15 protein-coding genes and 2 tRNA genes are annotated in these 17,396 nt (G+C 57.2%); 6 read left to right on the plus strand and 11 right to left on the minus strand.

Going from position 1 to position 17,396, the window contains the following annotated elements:
• Positions 1-30: 30 nt before the first annotated feature.
• From rpsG to ACO05M_RS05525, 4 genes are all read left to right on the plus strand, one after another.
• Entirely contained in the window at positions 31-501 is a 471-nt protein-coding gene (rpsG, locus tag ACO05M_RS05510; protein ID WP_114697274.1) for a 30S ribosomal protein S7, read from the plus strand.
• Between the two features lie 15 nt (positions 502-516).
• On the plus strand, positions 517-2,613 hold the full coding sequence (fusA, locus tag ACO05M_RS05515) for an elongation factor G (protein WP_421868691.1): 2,097 nt from the start codon (positions 517-519) through the stop codon (positions 2,611-2,613).
• 37 nt (positions 2,614-2,650) lie between these two features.
• Entirely contained in the window at positions 2,651-3,874 is a 1,224-nt protein-coding gene (gene tuf, locus ACO05M_RS05520; RefSeq protein ID WP_421868693.1) for an elongation factor Tu, read from the plus strand.
• A gap of 252 nt (positions 3,875-4,126) precedes the next feature.
• Entirely contained in the window at positions 4,127-4,855 is a 729-nt protein-coding gene (locus ACO05M_RS05525) for a hypothetical protein (protein WP_421868695.1), read from the plus strand.
• 307 nt (positions 4,856-5,162) lie between these two features.
• On the opposite strand, the gene ACO05M_RS05530 is transcribed toward ACO05M_RS05525, so the two are convergent.
• The 4 genes from ACO05M_RS05530 to ACO05M_RS05545 form a co-directional block, all read right to left on the minus strand.
• Positions 5,163-5,549 carry a hypothetical protein gene (locus ACO05M_RS05530; RefSeq protein WP_421868697.1) on the minus strand — a complete coding sequence of 129 codons (387 nt, stop codon included), beginning with the start codon at positions 5,547-5,549 and terminating at the stop codon, positions 5,163-5,165.
• A gap of 8 nt (positions 5,550-5,557) precedes the next feature.
• Positions 5,558-5,839, minus strand: coding sequence for a hypothetical protein (locus ACO05M_RS05535; protein ID WP_421868699.1), 282 nt, complete (start codon positions 5,837-5,839; stop codon positions 5,558-5,560).
• A gap of 30 nt (positions 5,840-5,869) precedes the next feature.
• A complete protein-coding gene (argS, locus tag ACO05M_RS05540; protein WP_421868701.1) occupies positions 5,870-7,600 on the minus strand; it encodes an arginine--tRNA ligase in 1,731 nt (576 codons plus the stop codon).
• A 155-nt stretch (positions 7,601-7,755) separates the two neighbouring features.
• Positions 7,756-8,676, minus strand: coding sequence for a LysR family transcriptional regulator (locus ACO05M_RS05545; protein ID WP_421868703.1), 921 nt, complete (start codon positions 8,674-8,676; stop codon positions 7,756-7,758).
• 133 nt (positions 8,677-8,809) lie between these two features.
• Here ACO05M_RS05545 and speB point away from each other — a divergent pair, with 133 nt between their 5' ends.
• Positions 8,810-9,799 carry an agmatinase gene (speB, locus tag ACO05M_RS05550; protein WP_421868705.1) on the plus strand — a complete coding sequence of 330 codons (990 nt, stop codon included), beginning with the start codon at positions 8,810-8,812 and terminating at the stop codon, positions 9,797-9,799.
• Positions 9,800-9,893: 94 nt separating this feature from the next.
• Positions 9,894-11,107, plus strand: a protein-coding gene (locus tag ACO05M_RS05555) for an IS3 family transposase (RefSeq protein ID WP_421862467.1) whose coding sequence is annotated in 2 segments (ribosomal slippage) — positions 9,894-10,236 and positions 10,236-11,107 — 1,215 coding nt in all. Because the reading frame shifts where the segments join, the coding sequence is not laid out codon by codon here.
• A gap of 55 nt (positions 11,108-11,162) precedes the next feature.
• Here ACO05M_RS05555 and ACO05M_RS05560 read toward each other — a convergent pair.
• The 7 genes from ACO05M_RS05560 to ACO05M_RS05590 all read right to left on the minus strand — a co-directional run bounded on the left by ACO05M_RS05560 (position 11,163) and on the right by ACO05M_RS05590 (position 17,355).
• Positions 11,163-13,226, minus strand: a complete 2,064-nt coding sequence (locus tag ACO05M_RS05560; RefSeq protein WP_421868707.1) for an EAL domain-containing protein — start codon at positions 13,224-13,226, stop codon at positions 11,163-11,165.
• 353 nt (positions 13,227-13,579) lie between these two features.
• Positions 13,580-13,654: transfer RNA gene (locus ACO05M_RS05565), tRNA-Gln, on the minus strand.
• Positions 13,655-13,727: 73 nt separating this feature from the next.
• Positions 13,728-13,804 (minus strand) — tRNA-Met (locus tag ACO05M_RS05570).
• Between the two features lie 96 nt (positions 13,805-13,900).
• Positions 13,901-14,992 (minus strand): redox-regulated ATPase YchF, encoded by a 1,092-nt coding sequence (gene ychF, locus ACO05M_RS05575; protein ID WP_421868709.1) that lies wholly within the window; start codon positions 14,990-14,992, stop codon positions 13,901-13,903.
• A 97-nt stretch (positions 14,993-15,089) separates the two neighbouring features.
• A complete protein-coding gene (pth, locus tag ACO05M_RS05580; RefSeq protein ID WP_421868711.1) occupies positions 15,090-15,677 on the minus strand; it encodes an aminoacyl-tRNA hydrolase in 588 nt (195 codons plus the stop codon).
• 37 nt (positions 15,678-15,714) lie between these two features.
• The gene (locus ACO05M_RS05585; protein WP_421868712.1) at positions 15,715-16,299 is read right to left on the minus strand and encodes a 50S ribosomal protein L25/general stress protein Ctc; all 585 of its coding nucleotides are present in this window, start codon (positions 16,297-16,299) and stop codon (positions 15,715-15,717) included.
• Between the two features lie 111 nt (positions 16,300-16,410).
• Positions 16,411-17,355 carry a ribose-phosphate pyrophosphokinase gene (locus ACO05M_RS05590; protein WP_421868714.1) on the minus strand — a complete coding sequence of 315 codons (945 nt, stop codon included), beginning with the start codon at positions 17,353-17,355 and terminating at the stop codon, positions 16,411-16,413.
• Positions 17,356-17,396 lie beyond the last annotated feature (41 nt).

The raw sequence follows: 17,396 nt of genomic DNA on the forward strand, positions 1-17,396 counted from the left end.
ACCTGAAGACCTAATTTTAAGGGGCTTATCATGCCTAGAAGACGCGTCGTCGCAAAACGCGAAATTCTGCCGGATCCCAAATTCGGTAACCAAACCCTGGCCAAATTCATGAACCACGTCATGGTCAGCGGTAAAAAATCTGTTGCTGAGAAAATCGTATACGGCGCTCTGGACAAGATCCAGGAGCGTGGTGCCAGCGATCCTCTCGAAACCTTCATCAAAGCTCTCGAAACCATTCAGCCGATGGTTGAGGTTAAGTCCCGCCGTGTTGGTGGTGCGACTTACCAGGTACCGGTTGAAGTTCGTCCCGCTCGTCGTTCCGCTCTGGCCATGCGTTGGCTGGTAGACGCCGCACGTCGTCGTGGCGAGAAGTCCATGGCTCTGCGCCTGGCTGGTGAGATCGGTGATGCTGCTGAAGGTCGTGGCGCTGCTGTTAAGAAGCGTGAAGACGTTCACCGCATGGCAGAAGCTAACAAAGCTTTCTCCCACTACCGCTTCTAATCAGAGGATTAAGCTGTGGCCCGTAAAACACCTCTTAACCGCTACCGTAACATCGGTATCTGCGCACACGTTGATGCCGGTAAGACGACGACGACTGAGCGTGTTCTGTTCTATACCGGCCTGTCTCACAAGATCGGTGAGGTCCATGATGGCGCTGCCACCATGGACTGGATGGAGCAGGAGCAAGAGCGTGGTATCACTATCACCTCTGCTGCGACCACTTGTTTTTGGTCTGGGATGAACCAGCAGTTTGACCAGCACCGCATCAATATCATCGACACCCCGGGGCACGTTGACTTCACCATCGAAGTTGAACGTTCCCTGCGTGTTCTCGATGGTGCGGTTGTCGTGCTGTGCGCCTCTTCCGGCGTACAGCCGCAGACGGAAACTGTCTGGCGTCAGGCCAATAAGTACGAAGTACCGCGGATGGTCTTCGTCAACAAGATGGACCGTGCCGGTGCTGATTTCTTCATGGTTGTCGATCAGCTCGAAGACCGTCTGGGCGCTGCCGCTGTGCCGATCAATTTCCCGATCGGTGCCGAGGACGAGTTCAAAGGTGTTGTCGATCTGATCAAGATGAAGGCGATTCTGTGGAACGAAGCCGACCAGGGCATGACCTATGACGAAGCCGAGATTCCGGCTGAGTTGCAGGCCAAGGCCGAGGAACTGCGCGAGCAGATGGTCGAAGCCGCCGCGGAAGCGTCCGAAGAGCTGATGGACAAGTACCTGGAAGAGGGTGATCTGTCCGCTGAAGAGATCAAGCAAGGTCTGCGGGCCCGTACGCTAGCCAATGAAATCGTGCCGATGCAGGCCGGTTCGGCATTCAAGAACAAAGGTGTTCAGGCAGTCCTGGATGCGGTCATCGAACTGATGCCCTCGCCGCTGGACGTTAAAGCCATTGAAGGTACGCTGGATGACGGTAAAGAAACCGTCGCTACTCGTCCGGCCGACGACAATGCGCCCTTTGCCGCACTGGCGTTCAAGATTGCTACCGACCCCTTCGTCGGTACCCTGACCTTTATCCGGGTTTACTCCGGTAAGCTCAATTCCGGTGATTCTGTTTACAACTCCGTTAAACAGAAGAAAGAGCGTGTCGGCCGTATGGTTCAGATGCACTCCAATAACCGTGAAGAGATCAAAGAAGTTCTGGCCGGCGATATCGCCGCGACCATCGGTCTGAAGGATGTCACCACCGGTGACACCCTGTGTGACCAGAACGACGTGATCGTGCTTGAGCGGATGGAATTCCCGGAGCCGGTTATCTCGGTTGCGGTCGAGCCGAAAACCAAGGCCGACCAGGAAAAAATGGGTGTGGCACTGGGTAAACTGGCCCAGGAAGACCCCTCTTTCCGTGTTGAAACCGATGAAGAATCCGGCCAGACCATCATCTCCGGTATGGGTGAGCTGCATCTGGACATCATCGTTGACCGGATGAAGCGTGAATTCAAGGTAGAAGCCAACATCGGTAAACCGCGTGTTGCCTACCGTGAGAAGATCCGTACAGCTGTTGATGCAAACCATAAGTTTGCCAAGCAGTCCGGTGGTCGTGGTCAGTACGGACATGTTGTTGTTGAATTCTCTCCGTCCGATGAAGACGGTCTGGAGTTTATCAACGAGATCGTCGGTGGTGCGATTCCGAAGGAATACATCCCCGCGGTCGAAAAGGGTATTGCCGAGCAGATGCAAAACGGTGTTATCGCCGGTTATCCGCTGCTGGGTCTTAAAGCCCGTCTTTACGACGGCTCCTTCCATGATGTTGACTCGAACGAAATGGCATTTAAGATTGCCGCTTCACAGGCACTGAAGAAGTATGCCATGGAAGCCAGTCCTTGTCTGCTCGAGCCGATGATGAAGGTAGAAGTTGTTACCCCTGAAGATTACATGGGCGACGTGATGGGAGACCTGAACCGTCGTCGCGGTATCGTACAGGGTATGGAGGAAAGCTCCTCTGGCAAGGTTATCCGTGCCGAGGTGCCGCTGGGTGAAATGTTCGGTTATGCAACCGACCTGCGCTCGGCGACTCAGGGTCGTGCGACCTACTCTATGGAGTTTGAAAAATACGCAGAGGCGCCGCAGAACGTCGCCGACGCTGTTATCAACGCTGAATCTTAATTGATTTCGAATACGCCAAATTAAGAGGTTTATTACCGTGGCTAAGGAAACTTTTGAACGTACAAAACCCCATGTCAACGTTGGTACTATCGGCCACGTTGACCATGGTAAAACTACTCTGACCGCTGCACTGACTCGCGTATGCGCCGAAGTATTCGGTGGTGAAGCTGTTGCTTTCGACGGCATCGACAATGCTCCGGAAGAGCGTGAGCGTGGTATCACCATCGCTACCTCTCACGTAGAGTACGATTCCCACGACCGTCACTACGCCCACGTTGACTGCCCCGGCCACGCCGACTACGTCAAGAACATGATCACCGGTGCTGCTCAGATGGACGGCGCGATCCTGGTATGTGGCGCCACTGACGGCCCGATGCCTCAGACTCGTGAGCACATCCTGCTGTCTCGTCAGGTAGGTGTACCGTACATCGTTGTATTCCTGAACAAAGCTGACCTGCTGGCCGAAGATTGCGGCGGCGCTGACAGCGAAGAATACGCCGAGATGCTGGAACTGGTCGAAATGGAACTGCGCGACCTGCTGTCCGAGTACGACTTCCCGGGCGACGACACTCCGATCATCCCGGGTTCTGCCCTGATGGCTCTGAACGGCGAAGACGACAACGAAATGGGTACCACTGCGGTTAAGACCCTGGTTGAGACCCTGGACAGCTACATCCCTGAGCCGGAGCGTGCGATCGACGGTGCATTCATCATGCCGATCGAAGACGTATTCTCCATCCAGGGTCGTGGTACCGTTGTTACCGGTCGTGTTGAGCGCGGTATCGTCAAGGTTGGTGAAGAAGTTGAAATCGTCGGCATCAAGGAAACCACCAAGACTACCTGTACTGGTGTTGAAATGTTCCGCAAGCTGCTGGACGAAGGCCGTGCCGGTGAGAACGTAGGTGTTCTGCTGCGTGGTACCAAGCGTGACGAAGTTGAGCGTGGTCAGGTTCTGGCTGCTCCGGGTTCTATCACTCCTCACACCAAGTTCGAAGCTGAAGTTTACGTACTGGGCAAAGACGAAGGCGGCCGTCACACTCCGTTCTTCAAAGGCTACCGTCCGCAGTTCTACTTCCGTACTACTGACGTAACTGGTGCTTGTGAGCTGCCTGAAGGCGTTGAAATGGTTATGCCGGGTGACAACATCCAGATGACCGTTGAGCTGATCGCACCGATCGCCATGGACGAAGGTCTGCGCTTCGCGATCCGTGAAGGCGGCCGTACCGTTGGTGCTGGTGTTGTAGCTAAGATCATCGAGTAATTATTACTTGATTCTGAAAAGGCCACCTTCGGGTGGCCTTTTTTGTGCCTGTCTGTTTGCTGTCGCTCACTGCTGTTAGCGCCTACAGCCTAAACCCTACTAAAATTGAAACAGGGCAGTACGTCGCCTGCTGTCAGGACCACTCATTTTCCAGGGAGGGGCTTAAACAGGAGGGCGATGATGGTTGTTTTCCTTCGCACTACTTTACTGGGCCTTCTGCTTATTTTCAGCTCCGCGGTGACCGGCTTGGAGATGAATCAGCAGATCTTTGACCGTATCGTCACAGCAGCGGAGCGGCTCTATCACCGTGAATTTCATCGTCATGATCAGCGCCTGAATATCTCTGCCCGCTGGGAGGCGCAGGGGGTCTATGCCAACGCTTGGAAGATGGAAGATGCTAATGGTGAAAAAGGGCTGATTATGATCTCCGGTGGCTTGGCGAGGCATCCGGATATGACTCCGGACGCCTTCGCGTTGGTGCTCTGTCATGAGATAGGTCACCATATCGCCGGACCTCCCCATCTCTGGCGTTTCTCCGCCGAGGGCCAATCGGATTATTTCGGTGCCTCTAGCTGTCTGCGCAAGCTGTTTGTCCGGATGGGAGAGACGTTGCCGGCCAGTCGACGGCACGCGCCCAAACGGGTCCGTGAGGCTTGTGCACTGGCCTTTAGTCACCAACAGGGGCGCCAGGGTTGCCAGCGAATCGCCCTGGCCGGTGCGACTCTGGCGCGTTATTTTGCCCGCAAGCGGGGTCAACTAAGCCCGCTGTTTTCACGCCCGGCACAGTCGTCGGTCAGTTCGACACTGTTAACACCCGCGACGCCTCAGTGCCGCTTGGACACCTATTTCGCCGCCGCTCAGTGCAACGTGGCCCGGCAGCCGTTGAATCATCCGGAACCACGATGGCTGTGCCTGGCGGGCGACTTTCCCCGCGCCGCCCGTCCGGCCTGTTGGTACAAAGCCCGAGTTGAGTCCCCATAGTCGTGTTGGCTTCAATGGATCTGCTTTACCCGTGTCTGCGCGGCATATGGTGTCCTAGTCGCGCTTCTTAGGGTTAGGGCGACAGCAAACCAGCCTTGGCTCAACGTACACCGGCTTGTCATCCAGGCTCGGATTCAGAGAGTCGGAGTAGAGGTAGTAACCGGGCTTCAAGGGGATTTCATGGTCCTGGTACAGGGCAGGAGATCAGCAGCAGTAGCAGGCGGAGTAGGTTTCGGTTGATGAAAGCGGCGACATCGCGGCGGCTCTTCGGTTTATCTAGGGCCGAGATGTGTGTCTACCCCGGTTATTACGGATCTCTCGGTTGGGCCGAGGGAGGCTGGGTCAAAAACCTCAGGATTTGTGCCAGGCTGAGCCCGCATAGCAGTCCCCCACCGTTGGCCGCCAGGTCGAGCCATTCGCCGTAGCGGTTGGTGTAGGGTTGAATCAGTTCGATTGCACCACTCCAACCCAGCATCAGCAGGACCAGTACCGGCCAGTGGCGTGGTTGGCGCCAAGCCACCGGGAAGACCAGGGCGCCGTAGGCGATAAAATGATGGGTTTTGTCAGTGCCGGGAAACGGGGGGAGTTGGTCCAGCGGGCTCAGTGATAAGATCGTGATGGCGCTGAGCCACAGCAGCGTCAATGCCAGCCAATGACGATAAACGAGATTCAGCAGGCGGTGAATCAGCATCATCCGCTCCCTTAGCCACCCAGGCCGAGATAGCGGTAGCAGATCAGTGCAAACAGCAGGTAAGCCGCCAGGGTGGCCGGGTAGGCTTTGTGACCGATATCGCTGCCGAGCAGCTTCTGTTTTGAGGCATAGGTCATCGCGGCGGCCACCAGGATCCACAGAAACTGGACCGAACCCAGCGACAGCTTTTCCATCCCGGCCGGGGGCTCGATCATCGGCAAAGCCAGCACGCTCAGCAGGGCCAGCAGCAGATTGAGCCAGCCGAACAGTTCGGTCAGTCGATAGCGATTCATGGCCGTCTCTCCGCTGCTGAATGGCGCGGATTACATCCGCTCCATCACCTCGATACCCAGTAGTTCCAATCCGCTCTGTAGCACCTGGGCTGTGGAGTGGCTTAGGCGCAGGCGGCTGTCGCGGGTTTCGGTGGCAACATCGCTACGCAGCATCGGACAGGCTTCGTAGAACTTCATAAACAGGCTGGCCAGCTCGTAGAGGTAGTTGCACAGCTGGTGCGGGTAAGCATCCCGGGCCACCTGGTCGACCACTTCGCCGAACTGCAGCAGCTTCATCGCCAGCGCCTTCTCCTGCGGTTCGACCAGCTGAAGCGACGCTTCGAGTTGTTCCGGGCTGATTCCGGCCTTGCGGAAGATGCTCTGGATCCGGGTGTAGGCGTACTGCAGGTAAGGGGCGGTATTGCCTTCGAAACTGAGCATGCTGTCCCAGCTGAAGATGTAATCGTTGGTGCGGGTCTTGGCCAGGTCTGCGTATTTGACCGCGCCGATACCGATCTTACGGGCCGCGTCGGCCTGTTCGTCGGCACTCAGGTCCGACTCCTTGTCTTTCAGCAGTTGGGCGGCACGGACCACCGCTTCGTCGAGCAGCTCACCCAGCTTGACGGTGCCACCGCTGCGGGTTTTAAACGGCTTGCCGTCTTCGCCCATCATGGTGCCGAACGGGTGGTGCTCCAGCGAGCAGTGCTCGGTGGCGAAGCCGGCCTTGCGACCGACAGCGAACACCTGCTTCATGTGCAGCGACTGGCGCGCGTCGATAAAGTACAGCACCCGGTCGGCCTGCAGCTCCTGGCAGCGGTACTGCACCGCGGCCAGGTCGGTGGTGGCGTACAGGTAACCGCCGCCGGACTTCTGCACGATCATCGGCAGCGGGTTGCCCTCTTTGTCGGCCAGCTCGTCCAGGAATACCACCTGGGCGCCCTGGTCCTCGACCGCCAGCTTCTGCTGCTGCAGGGTTTCGATGATGCCGGGCAGGGCGTCGTTGTAGGCGCTCTCGGCGTGGATATCACTGTGCTTCAAGGTGACGTTGAGCTTGCTGTAGATCTCTTCGCTGTGGGCGACCGAGATGGCGATAAACTTGCGCCACATCGACAGTGCCGATTCTTCACCGGCCTGCAGCTTGACCACGTTGTCACGGGCGCGGGCGGCGAACTCGGGCTCGTCGTCAAAGCGGACCTTGGCGGCACGGTAGAAGGCTTCCAGGTCGGCCAGGGCTACGCCGTCATCCAGCTCCTGCTGGTCCTGCAGATGGGTGATCAGCATGCCGAACTGGGTACCCCAGTCGCCGACGTGGTTCTGACGAATAATTTTGTGGCCCTGGGCTTCCAGCACCCGTGCCAGGGCATCGCCGATGATGGTCGAACGCAGGTGGCCGACGTGCATCTCTTTGGCCAGGTTGGGGGCCGAATAGTCGATCACTACGGTCTGGGGTTGGTCGGCGGCTTCGATGCCCAGGCGATGTTGTTCCAGCTGGGTCACCTGATCGGCCAGCCAGCCGTTATCGAGGCTGATGTTGATAAAGCCGGGGCCCGCGATCTCGGTGCTGCTGGCGATGCCTTCCAGATCCAGCTGCTCGATGATCTTGGCGGCAAGTTCGCGAGGATTGGTCTTCATCGCCTTGGCTGCGCCCATGGCGCCGTTGGCCTGGTAATCACCGAATTGCGGGTTTTTGCTCGGTGCCACCATCGGCTGGCACTCGGCCGGGATACCGGCGGCGGTCATCGCTTCGCGGACACGGTGGTTAAGCAGATCACGGATGTTCATGGAGGGCTGATACCTGTTTGGCGCTATGGGGTCCGGTTTCGAAATGGCAAGTTTAGACTCGCCGTTTTGAAGCCGAACCCCCGGTTCGAAAAAGCCCGCTAGGATAGCCTAATTTGGCCATTTAAACCACTTGTAGAGCCCGCGCCGAGCCGGACTCAGCGGGTTTCCAGGCAGTCCAGAAACTTACTCACCAGCGGACTCTGGAAACGTTGCTCCCGGGTAATGGCATAGAACCGGGTCTGGTAGCTGAACCGCTCAGGATGGAGTGGTCGAAGCTGTTGTTGCAGCCCCAGCGCCGAGACGTAGACTTCCGGGAGATATCCAAGAAAAGCACCGCTTCGGATCAGGCGCAGACGGGCTTCGATATGAGGCGCATAGGCCGGCAGCCGGGGGCGTTCCAGCTGATTGCGCAATTCCTGGGTGGCGCGGACTCTGGGAGTGCCGATCAGCTTTTGCTGGTCCAATGCCTCGAAGTCGAGTTCGTTGTCGGGGCGCGAGTACCAGGGGTGTTGGCGGTCAGCATACAGGTGCATCTGTTCCTGCCCCAGCTGCTGCAACGACAGGTCGGAAACGGGGCGATCAAGGTAGCTGATACCCAGGCTCAGGCGTTCATCCCTGACGGCGCGAACGACCTCTTCGGCGGCCAGGGTATGAAGGTCGAGAAATACCTCCGGCGCGTCCCGGTTAAATCGCCCCAGGGCCTGGTTGATTCGATCGCCGATCGGGCCGAATAGGTTCTCGGCCAGTCCCAGGTGCAGGTCTCCCAGTAGGCGTTCGCGTCCATCGCGGATGCTGCCCTGAAACTGTTCGATGGCGGTCAGCAGCTGACCGATGGCGGTATAGACCCGTTGACCCTGCTCGGTCAGGGCGAAGCCGCGTCTACCGCGCTGGCATAGACGCATCCCCAGGCGCAGCTCCAGATCGGCGAGGTAGTTGCTGATCGTCGACGCGGCAATGTTGAGGTCATCTTCGGCGGCGGCGATCCCGGCGTTGTCGGCCACCGCCTTGAATACCCGCAGCAGCTTCAGGTCGGTATCGGCCAGTTGGCCTGAAAGTGCGAGTTTTTGCTTGCCCATGGCTTTGCTTAATCTATGTTTAAAGACAATACCTTTTTATATCCAAAGCTATGGTTTGGCAAATCATCGTTCTATCCCGCGTATTGTCGGTCTAGTCTGGGAGCAACCGTTACCCGTACAAGCCGGAGGCAACATGTCAGAGCAAGACAACCCAGAGATCAAAAACACCGACAAAACGCTTTATCAACCCCTGGGTGGCAATGAGATGCCCCGCTTTGGTGGGCCAGCCACCTTTATGCGGCTGCCTCCGGTGGAGCTGAGTCCGACGCTGGATGCGGCCTTTATCGGTGTGCCACTGGATATCGGCGTTTCCAACCGTCCCGGCGCGCGCCTGGGGCCGCGGGAGATCCGTGACGAGTCGCGGATGTTGCGTCCGTTCAATGTCTCCACCGGTGCGGACCCGTTCAACAGTCTCTGTGTGGGGGATATCGGTGATGTGCCGATCAACACCTTCAACCTGCAAAAGAGCATCGACATTATCGAGCGCTACTACGACGAGGTGCTGGAGAATGACGTGATGCCGTTGACCATCGGCGGTGACCACACCATCGCGTTGCCGATTCTGCGAGCGCTGAAGAAGAAGCATGGACCGGTGGGACTGGTGCATATCGATGCCCACGCCGATATCAACGACCACATGTTCGGCGAGAAGATCGCCCACGGCACCCCGTTCCGCCGTGCCGTGGAAGAGGGGTTGCTTGACTGCGAGCGGGTGGTCCAGATCGGTCTGCGAGGTACCGGTTATTCGATCGACGAGTACGACTGGTCCAAAGAGCAGGGCTTCCGAGTGGTCCAGGCGGAAGAGTGCTGGCACAAGTCGCTGGAGCCGCTGATGGCCGAAGTGCGCGAGCAGGTCGGCGATGGTCCGGTCTACCTGAGCTTTGACATCGACGGTCTGGATCCGGCATTCGCGCCGGGCACCGGAACCGCCGAGATCGGCGGTCTGACCACCCACCAGGGGATCGAGATCATCCGCGGCTGTCGGGGCATGAATCTGGTGGGCGGTGATCTGGTGGAAGTGTCGCCGCCGTTCGATCAGAGCCGCAACACCTCAGTGCTGGCCGCCGGGCTGCTGTTCGAGATGCTCTGTGTGTTGCCTGGGGTCAATTACGTGACTCGCTGATCACCAAAAAGCCCGCCAATGGCGGGCTTTTTTTATCTGACTGTCCCGTCCTGAATAACGTTGACACTTTTCGATCATTAACTCGGGAAGTGACATGAAAACAAAGACTAAACGTACTCAGAAAGATTATTCCCTCGCCTTTAAATTGTCGGTTGTCGACCAAGTAGAAGCCGGTGAACTGTCCTATAAGCAGGCACAGCAGCGTTACGGCATCCAAGGTCGCTCAACCGTATTAGTTTGGCTACGTAAGCATGGCAGGCTAGATTGGTCTCAAGGATCAGATCACCAGGCAAAACTAATGTCAGACAAGCCTTCAGAACTTACCCCAGAGCAGCGGATCAAGGAGCTTGAGCAACAGTTGGCAGATGCCCAGCAAAAAGCGGAGTTCTTCGAAGCGGTGGTTGATGTGCTCAAACGGGATCACGGGGTCCGTGTCGTAAAAAAGCCTCGCGGCAAGTCATCGAAGAACGGCAGGTCACAGGGCTGACGGTTACTCGAGCTTGCCAAATCCTCGGTATCAGCCGACAGGCCTACTATCAGCAACGCCAGCGAGCGAAACAGCAAGCAAAGATGCGTTGTTCCATACTGAGCTTTGTTCAACGTGAGCGTATGCAGCAACCTCGGCTGGGAGCGCGTAAGCTACTGTCCCTGCTCAATGCCGAAACGGAATGTAAAATCGGCCGGGACAAACTATTTGAACTGCTCAGGGATCGCCGCTTATTGGTCCAGCGACGCCGGGCATATCACAAGACTACGCAGAGTCATCATCGTTTCTGGTGCCATCCTAACTTGCTAAAGCCCGGTGCAGAGCAAGAGCAAGCCACACGGCCAGAACAGATCTGGGTCGCGGATATCACCTATCTTCCAGTCAGGGACGGAGAGGCCTATCTGAGCCTGGTTACCGATGCGTATTCACGCAAAGTCGTCGGCTATCACGTACACGGTGATTTGAGGGCTGAGTCCGTATTAACGGCCTATCAGAAGGCCTTGGATGGTTACCAAGGTAGCGCCGGGCTTATCCATCACTCTGACAGGGGGATACAGTACTGTTCAAAGCGCTATCAGGCCGTACATAAGGAGCACGGTGTGCGTTGTTCGATGACGGATGGGTATGACTGCTATCAGAATGCGCTTGCGGAAAGAGTAAACGGGATTCTGAAAGGTGAGTATCTGCTGAGAAAGCCAGAGGATCTAGATCAGGCCACGATCATGGTTGATGAGTCGATCCGACTCTACAATACACGGCGGCCACATATGGCCTTAAAATACAAAACGCCCGATGAGGTGCATCGGGCGTTTTCAACCTGAAAGGATGTCAACCTATATCAGGACAAGACAGACAACCGGGTGGATTGTTGTGCGCTTATCGATCAGCGAAGAAGTCGTAGTCCATCTTCTCCCGCGGTGCCTGCAGGTAGTAACCCTGGATGTACTGAACCCCGGACAGGAACAGTTTACTCATCACGTTGGTGCCCTCGACCAGCGGAGCAACGATGGTCTTTTCTCCCAGCCGCAGCGGTTCAATCAGCTTATCGAATGCCTCGTGTTTGTCCGGGCTGCTCAGTTCCTGCACGAAGGAGCCGTCCAGTTTGATGTACTGGGCCGGAATATGGCGCAGTACGTTCTCCGAATCGATCGAGCTGCCGTAGTGCTTGATACAGGCGCGGGCGTGCAACTGGGTCAGTCCCTGGGTGAAGATGTTGGCGTACTTCAGGTAGCTGGAGGCGTCGGACTCGCTGAACTGGAAGATCAGACTGTCACCGGGTACCTGGCTCTCTTTGAGCTGATCACGGATCCAGTGCAGCAGGCGTGGATCCTCCAGTGAACGGCCGGTCAGGTTGATGAACAGTCGGTTATGATTGCCCTTCTTGTGCTCCTCGGCCAGCTGGCGAATGCTTTCGGCGATGACCCAGCGATCCAGTTCGGTGCTGACCTCGGCATGGTCGAGCATGGTCAGGAACATATTCGGCGAGACTTCGTGCTCGTTCTGGTCGATCAACCGCAACAGAACCTCGTAGATCGGATCGGTCGATCCCTGCAGGCTGACCACCGGTTGAAACAGCAGCTTGAGGTTATTGTCTTGGATCGCCTGACGCAGTTTCTTAACCGACAGGCCTTCCTCTTCGCTCTTCTCTTCCGGGATGTAGACGTTGACGCCGTTACCGCGGCTGCTTCTGCTGCGAACGCTCTCGGAGGCTACCTGGGCCAGGCGAAGGACCTCTTGCGAGCTGGCGCTATCGGCGTTGATCGGTGTGATGCCGATGCTGCAGGTAGTTTGAATCTGGGCGCCGGCGGCTTCCGACAGGTTATTTTCGACCGCCTTGCAGATCGATTCTGCCAGTGTTCGCGCTTTATCGGTTTCCGGATCACCGAAAATCACCACGAAGGCATCGAGGTTGTAGCGGCACAGGACATGGGCATGGTTGACCTGATCGGTCAGAATCTGGGCCGTATCGCGGACGATGGTGTCGGCACCGTTGACCCCCAGCTCCGCCTTGATGGCGCTGAAGTTGTCCAGTGAGATGTAGAGCAGATTCGAGTCCTGCCCGGTTCGTACCGCCGATTGCAGCATCTGGTCCAGGCGCTTGGCCAGGTAGAACTGATTCTTCAGGCCGGTGACCAGATCCTGTTCGGCCATCGCCTCAATAAAGGCGTCTTCGCCTTGGGCGTCCAGGCGTAACTGGGTACACAGGGTGCGTTCAAAGCGCGATTGGTTCAGGACCAGGTTGGCGCTGAAATTGGTGCCGTCCGGGCGCTTGAGGTTGAGTTCGATCTCCTGGGTGGTGCTGTTATCGGTGTGATAGGTGCTGAGGAAGTCCGCCAGCCGGGATTGGTCGTCGCTGCTCACCAAGGATTTCAGCTCGATCCCGAGCATCTCTTTATTCTGTTCAAAGCCGAGCATCTTCAACAACGACGGATTGATATAGATGAACTCGTTGTTGCGGTTGAGGAAGCCGATCTGCTCGCTGGAGGTGTGCAGCAGCTCGCGGCAGCGCTTCTCGGTTTCCAGCAGGTGGAATTCGGCCGCTCGGCGACGACGCCGGGATTCGAGCTGGTAAAGCTCTCGACGGATCACCATCACCGCCATCTCGGCCTGGTCGGCAGGCACCACTTCGTTGGCTTTGAGTTTCAGTCCCTCGATCCGATGCTGAGGGTCGGCATCGTCGGCCAGGGCGATGACCGGGATATCTTTATTGTGCTGCTTCAGGCTCTTGCCAAGCGCTTCCAGGCCGGGGTCGCTATTCAGGCGGTAAAGGATCAGATCCCACTGTTGCGATTGCAGCGCCTGTTCCAGCGGCTCTCCGGCTTCCACCAGCTCCGCCCGGGGGGCCAGTCGTGTGCTCCGAAGCAACGACATGATGGGCTCTGATTTTTCTGAGCTGACGCCGATCAGCAGCAGCTGCAGGCTTTGACGCAGTTTCTGCATGGGTCCCTGATTCCGGGTTGTTATTAGGTCCAAAGCAACTAACCTGCGAATAAGTAAAGCCAGATCTTATCGGCAGGCATCCTAAGACTACACGTTTGAAACGCAAGAATCATTGCTCTGGAACAAAAACGTTCCACACGTAAAAAGGGCTAAGTTATTGGAAGCAATTGGAAAGAAGAGATGGCTGGGGTAGCAGGATGATCCGGGCTTTGCCCGGCCGCTGCTTGCCTTATTGGGGGACGTCATCACTGCGCAATGACGATGCGTCGCGGCTTAGCCGCTCGGCTCAAACCTGCGCAGGTTCGAAGGCTATAGCTTCATTACTATTAATGCTTGGGTGTGAGGAATGAAGATGGCTGGGGTAGCAGGATTCGAACCTGCGCATGACGGGATCAAAACCCGTTGCCTTACCGCTTGGCGATACCCCAGCAATGGTGAAGACGGTCGCTAAAAGTTAGTCTGTTGTCTTCAATCTCTTTCGGTTAAGAGAACCGGAAGAAGTGGTGGCTATGACTAGATTCGAACTAGTGACCCCATCATTATGAGTGATGTGCTCTAACCAACTGAGCTACATAGCCGCCGAATGAGGCGCGAATTATTCCCTGAAGCCGGGGTAGTGTCAACACCTCTTTGTAAAAGTTTTTAAACTTTTTTAGGGCTTGGTTAAACCCTGATCAAACGTTGAAGCGGAAGTGGATCACATCGCCATCGTTAACGATGTAGTCCTTACCTTCCAGGCGCCATTTACCGGCCTCTTTAGCGCCCTGTTCGCCGTTGTGCTCGATAAAGTCATCGTAGGCGGTGACCTCGGCACGGATAAAGCCTTTCTGGAAATCGGTGTGGATAACGCCGGCAGCTTCCGGGGCGGTGGCATCCTTGCGGACGGTCCAGGCGCGGACTTCCTGAACCCCGGCGGTGAAGTAGGTGTGCAGGTTGAGCAGGCCGTAGCCGGCGCGGATAACCCGATCCAGCCCCGGCTCTTCCATCCCCAGTTCGGCCAGGAACTCGTTGCGCTCTTCGTCATCCAGCTCGGCGATCTCCGCTTCGAGCTTGTTGCAGATGGCGACCACTCCGGCGCCTTCTTTGGCGGCTAGCTCGCGGACCTGATCGAGATGGGGGTTGTCTTCGAAGCCGTCTTCGTCGACATTGGCGATATACATGGTCGGCTTGATGGTCAGCAGGTTCAGTGATTTGATCTCTTTGCGTTCATCGTCGCTCAGTTCGACCGAGCGGACCGGCTCGCCGCGCTCAAGAGGCTCTTTGAGCTTCTCCAGAATGGCTTTGGTTTTCAGGGCGTCTTTGTTGCCGCTCTTGGCAACGCGCTGAACCTTGTCCAGTTGCTTTTCGACCGATTCCAGGTCGGCCAGCGCCAGTTCGGTGTTGATGATGTCGATATCGGCCAACGGATCGATCTGGTTGGCAACGTGGATAACGTTTTCATCTTCAAAGCAGCGCACCACATGGGCGATGGCGTCGGTCTCACGGATGTTGGCCAGGAACTTGTTACCCAGGCCTTCGCCCTTGGAGGCGCCTTCCACCAGACCGGCGATATCGACAAACTCCATCGTGGTGGCGATCACCTTCTGTGGGTTGACGATTGCGGCCAGTTTGTCGAGCCGCGGATCGGGCATCGCCACCACGCCGGCGTTGGGTTCGATGGTACAGAACGGGAAGTTTTCGGCACCGATACCGGCTTTGGTCAACGCATTGAAGAGGGTCGATTTGCCGACGTTGGGCAGGCCGACGATTCCGCAATTAAATCCCATGATCTGATCCTGTGGTTATTCCTGTCGTTGCAGGCCGTTGAAAAGGGTGCGCTGAGCGGGGCTCAGGGCTTGAAACTGTTCAGGGTTTGAAACCCACTTAGGGTTTCAAACTGTGTAGCCGGGTCATCGCCTTGGTCAGGCCGTCGCGTAGCAGTATCGGCAGGCAGGCCAGGGCTTCGTCGATGGCGGCTTGGGTCAGGTTGCGTTCGCTGCTCGGCGCACGTCCCAGCACAAAGCTGTGTACCAGCTTGGCATTGCCGGGGTGGCCGATGCCGATCCGCAGGCGTAGAAAGGCGTTGCTGCCGCCGAACTTCTGGATGATATCCCGCAGACCATTGTGGCCGCCGTGGCCGCCGCCTTTTTTCAGCTTGGCCAATCCCGGGGGGATATCCAGTTCATCGTGGACCACCAGTACCGACTCGACCGGAATCTTGTAATAGCTGGCGAGTGCCTGCACGGCCTGGCCGCTCAGGTTCATAAAGGTGGTGGGGACGAGGAGATGAAGTTCGTGACCGTCGAGGCGGGCTTTGCTGTAGCGCCCGTGAAAACGTTTCTCGGGGCTCAGCGGGCTGTGCAGCTGGTCGGCCAGCTGCTCAACCAACTCGGCCCCTGCATTATGGCGGGTCTGATCGTACTTGGTACCGGGGTTACCCAGTCCGACAATCAATTTGACCTGCTCGGTCATAATACAGAGGCCGTGTCGTCAGCGCGTGAAGCGAGGCTTACTTGCCGCGCTTACGAGCGATGGTAGCAACCGGCTGGTTGTAGTCCGCACCCAGTTTCAGGGCAGGGATTTCAACGCCTTCCGGCAGCTGAACGTCGGACAGGTGAACGATCTGGCCAACTTCAACGTTCTGCATGTCAACGCTCAGGAACTCAGGCAGAGTTTCCGGAGTACAGGCGATTTCAACCTGGTTAACGATGTGAGATGCCTTACCACCCAGCTTGATCGCGGCGCACTTGTCTTCGTTGATGAAGTGCAGCGGAACGGTGATGGTGAAGGTTTCGCCGTTAACGGCGCGCTGGAAGTCAGCGTGCAGTACCAGCTGCTTGGCCGGGTGACGCTGCAGGTCCTTCAGGATAACTTTCTGCTCGGCACCGTCGACGCTCAGGGTCAGCAGGCTGGAGAAGAAGGACTCGGACTCGGCGGCTTTGATGATCGCCTTGTGCTCCAGGGTGATGGACTGCGGCTCTTCCTTGCCGCCGTAGATAACGGCAGGAATCAGGCCAGCTTCACGACGCAGGCGGCGGCTCGCACCTTTCCCCAGGTCGTTACGGGCTTGGGCGTTCAGAGTAAATTCAGACATGTTGTCTTCCTTTCAGTTAAGGCTGTGAGCTCTTGCGACCAGAGGTTCACAGCGTGGCTTATCGCCTGTGCCGGTTAGTCGGACAGGCGTGGTGTTCAGCGGGCTGTTTGCTTACTGCAGGAACATCGCGCTGATGGATTCTTCATTGCAGACCCGACGGATCGATTCGGCCAGCAGGTCTGACAGGGTCAGCTGGCGGATACGATCGCAGGCCTTGGCATCCTCGCTTAGCGGGATGGTGTCGGTCACAACCAGCTCGTCGAGGCTGGAGTTGTTGACGTTCTTGATGGCGTTGCCGGACAGAACCGGGTGGGTGGCGTAGGCCACAACCTTGGCGGCGCCATGTTCTTTCAGGGCATCGGCAGCCTTGCACAGGGTGCCGGCGGTGTCACACATGTCGTCGACCAGAACACAGGTACGGCCGGTGACATCACCGATGATGTGCATAACCTGGGATTCGTTGGCCTTCTCGCGACGCTTGTCGATGATCGCCAGATCGGTGTCGAGTTGCTTGGCCACGGCGCGGGCGCGAACTACACCGCCGACGTCCGGTGAAACCACGATCGGGTTGTCGTAGTTCTGGGCTTCGATGGCGCTCAGCAGTACCGGGGAACCGTAGACGTTATCCACCGGGATATCGAAGAAGCCCTGGATCTGGTCGGCGTGCAGGTCGACGGTCAAAACGCGGTCGATACCGACGTTGGCCATCATGCTGGCGATAACCTTGGCGCTGATCGGTACTCGGGCTGAACGGGGGCGACGATCCTGGCGGGCATAACCGAAGTAAGGAACCACCGCGGTAACCCGGGTTGCCGAGGCGCGGCGCAGGGCGTCGGCCATCAGGATCAGTTCCATCAGATTGTCGTTGGTCGGCGCGTTGGTGGACTGGATGATGAAGACATCCTTGCCGCGAACGTTTTCGTTCAGTTCCACAGCGATTTCACCATCACTGAACTGTCCGACAGTGACATTTCCCAGTGAAATACATAGCTTCTTGACAACCTTGTCAGCCAGCTCCGGATTGGCGTTTCCGGTAAAGACCATGAGTTTTGACACGATGGACACCTTTGGGCAGAAGATGGGGGCTGTGGGAGTAC

This window comes from Motiliproteus sp. (assembly GCF_965230735.1).
Classification (GTDB): Bacteria; Pseudomonadota; Gammaproteobacteria; order Pseudomonadales; family Balneatricaceae; genus Motiliproteus.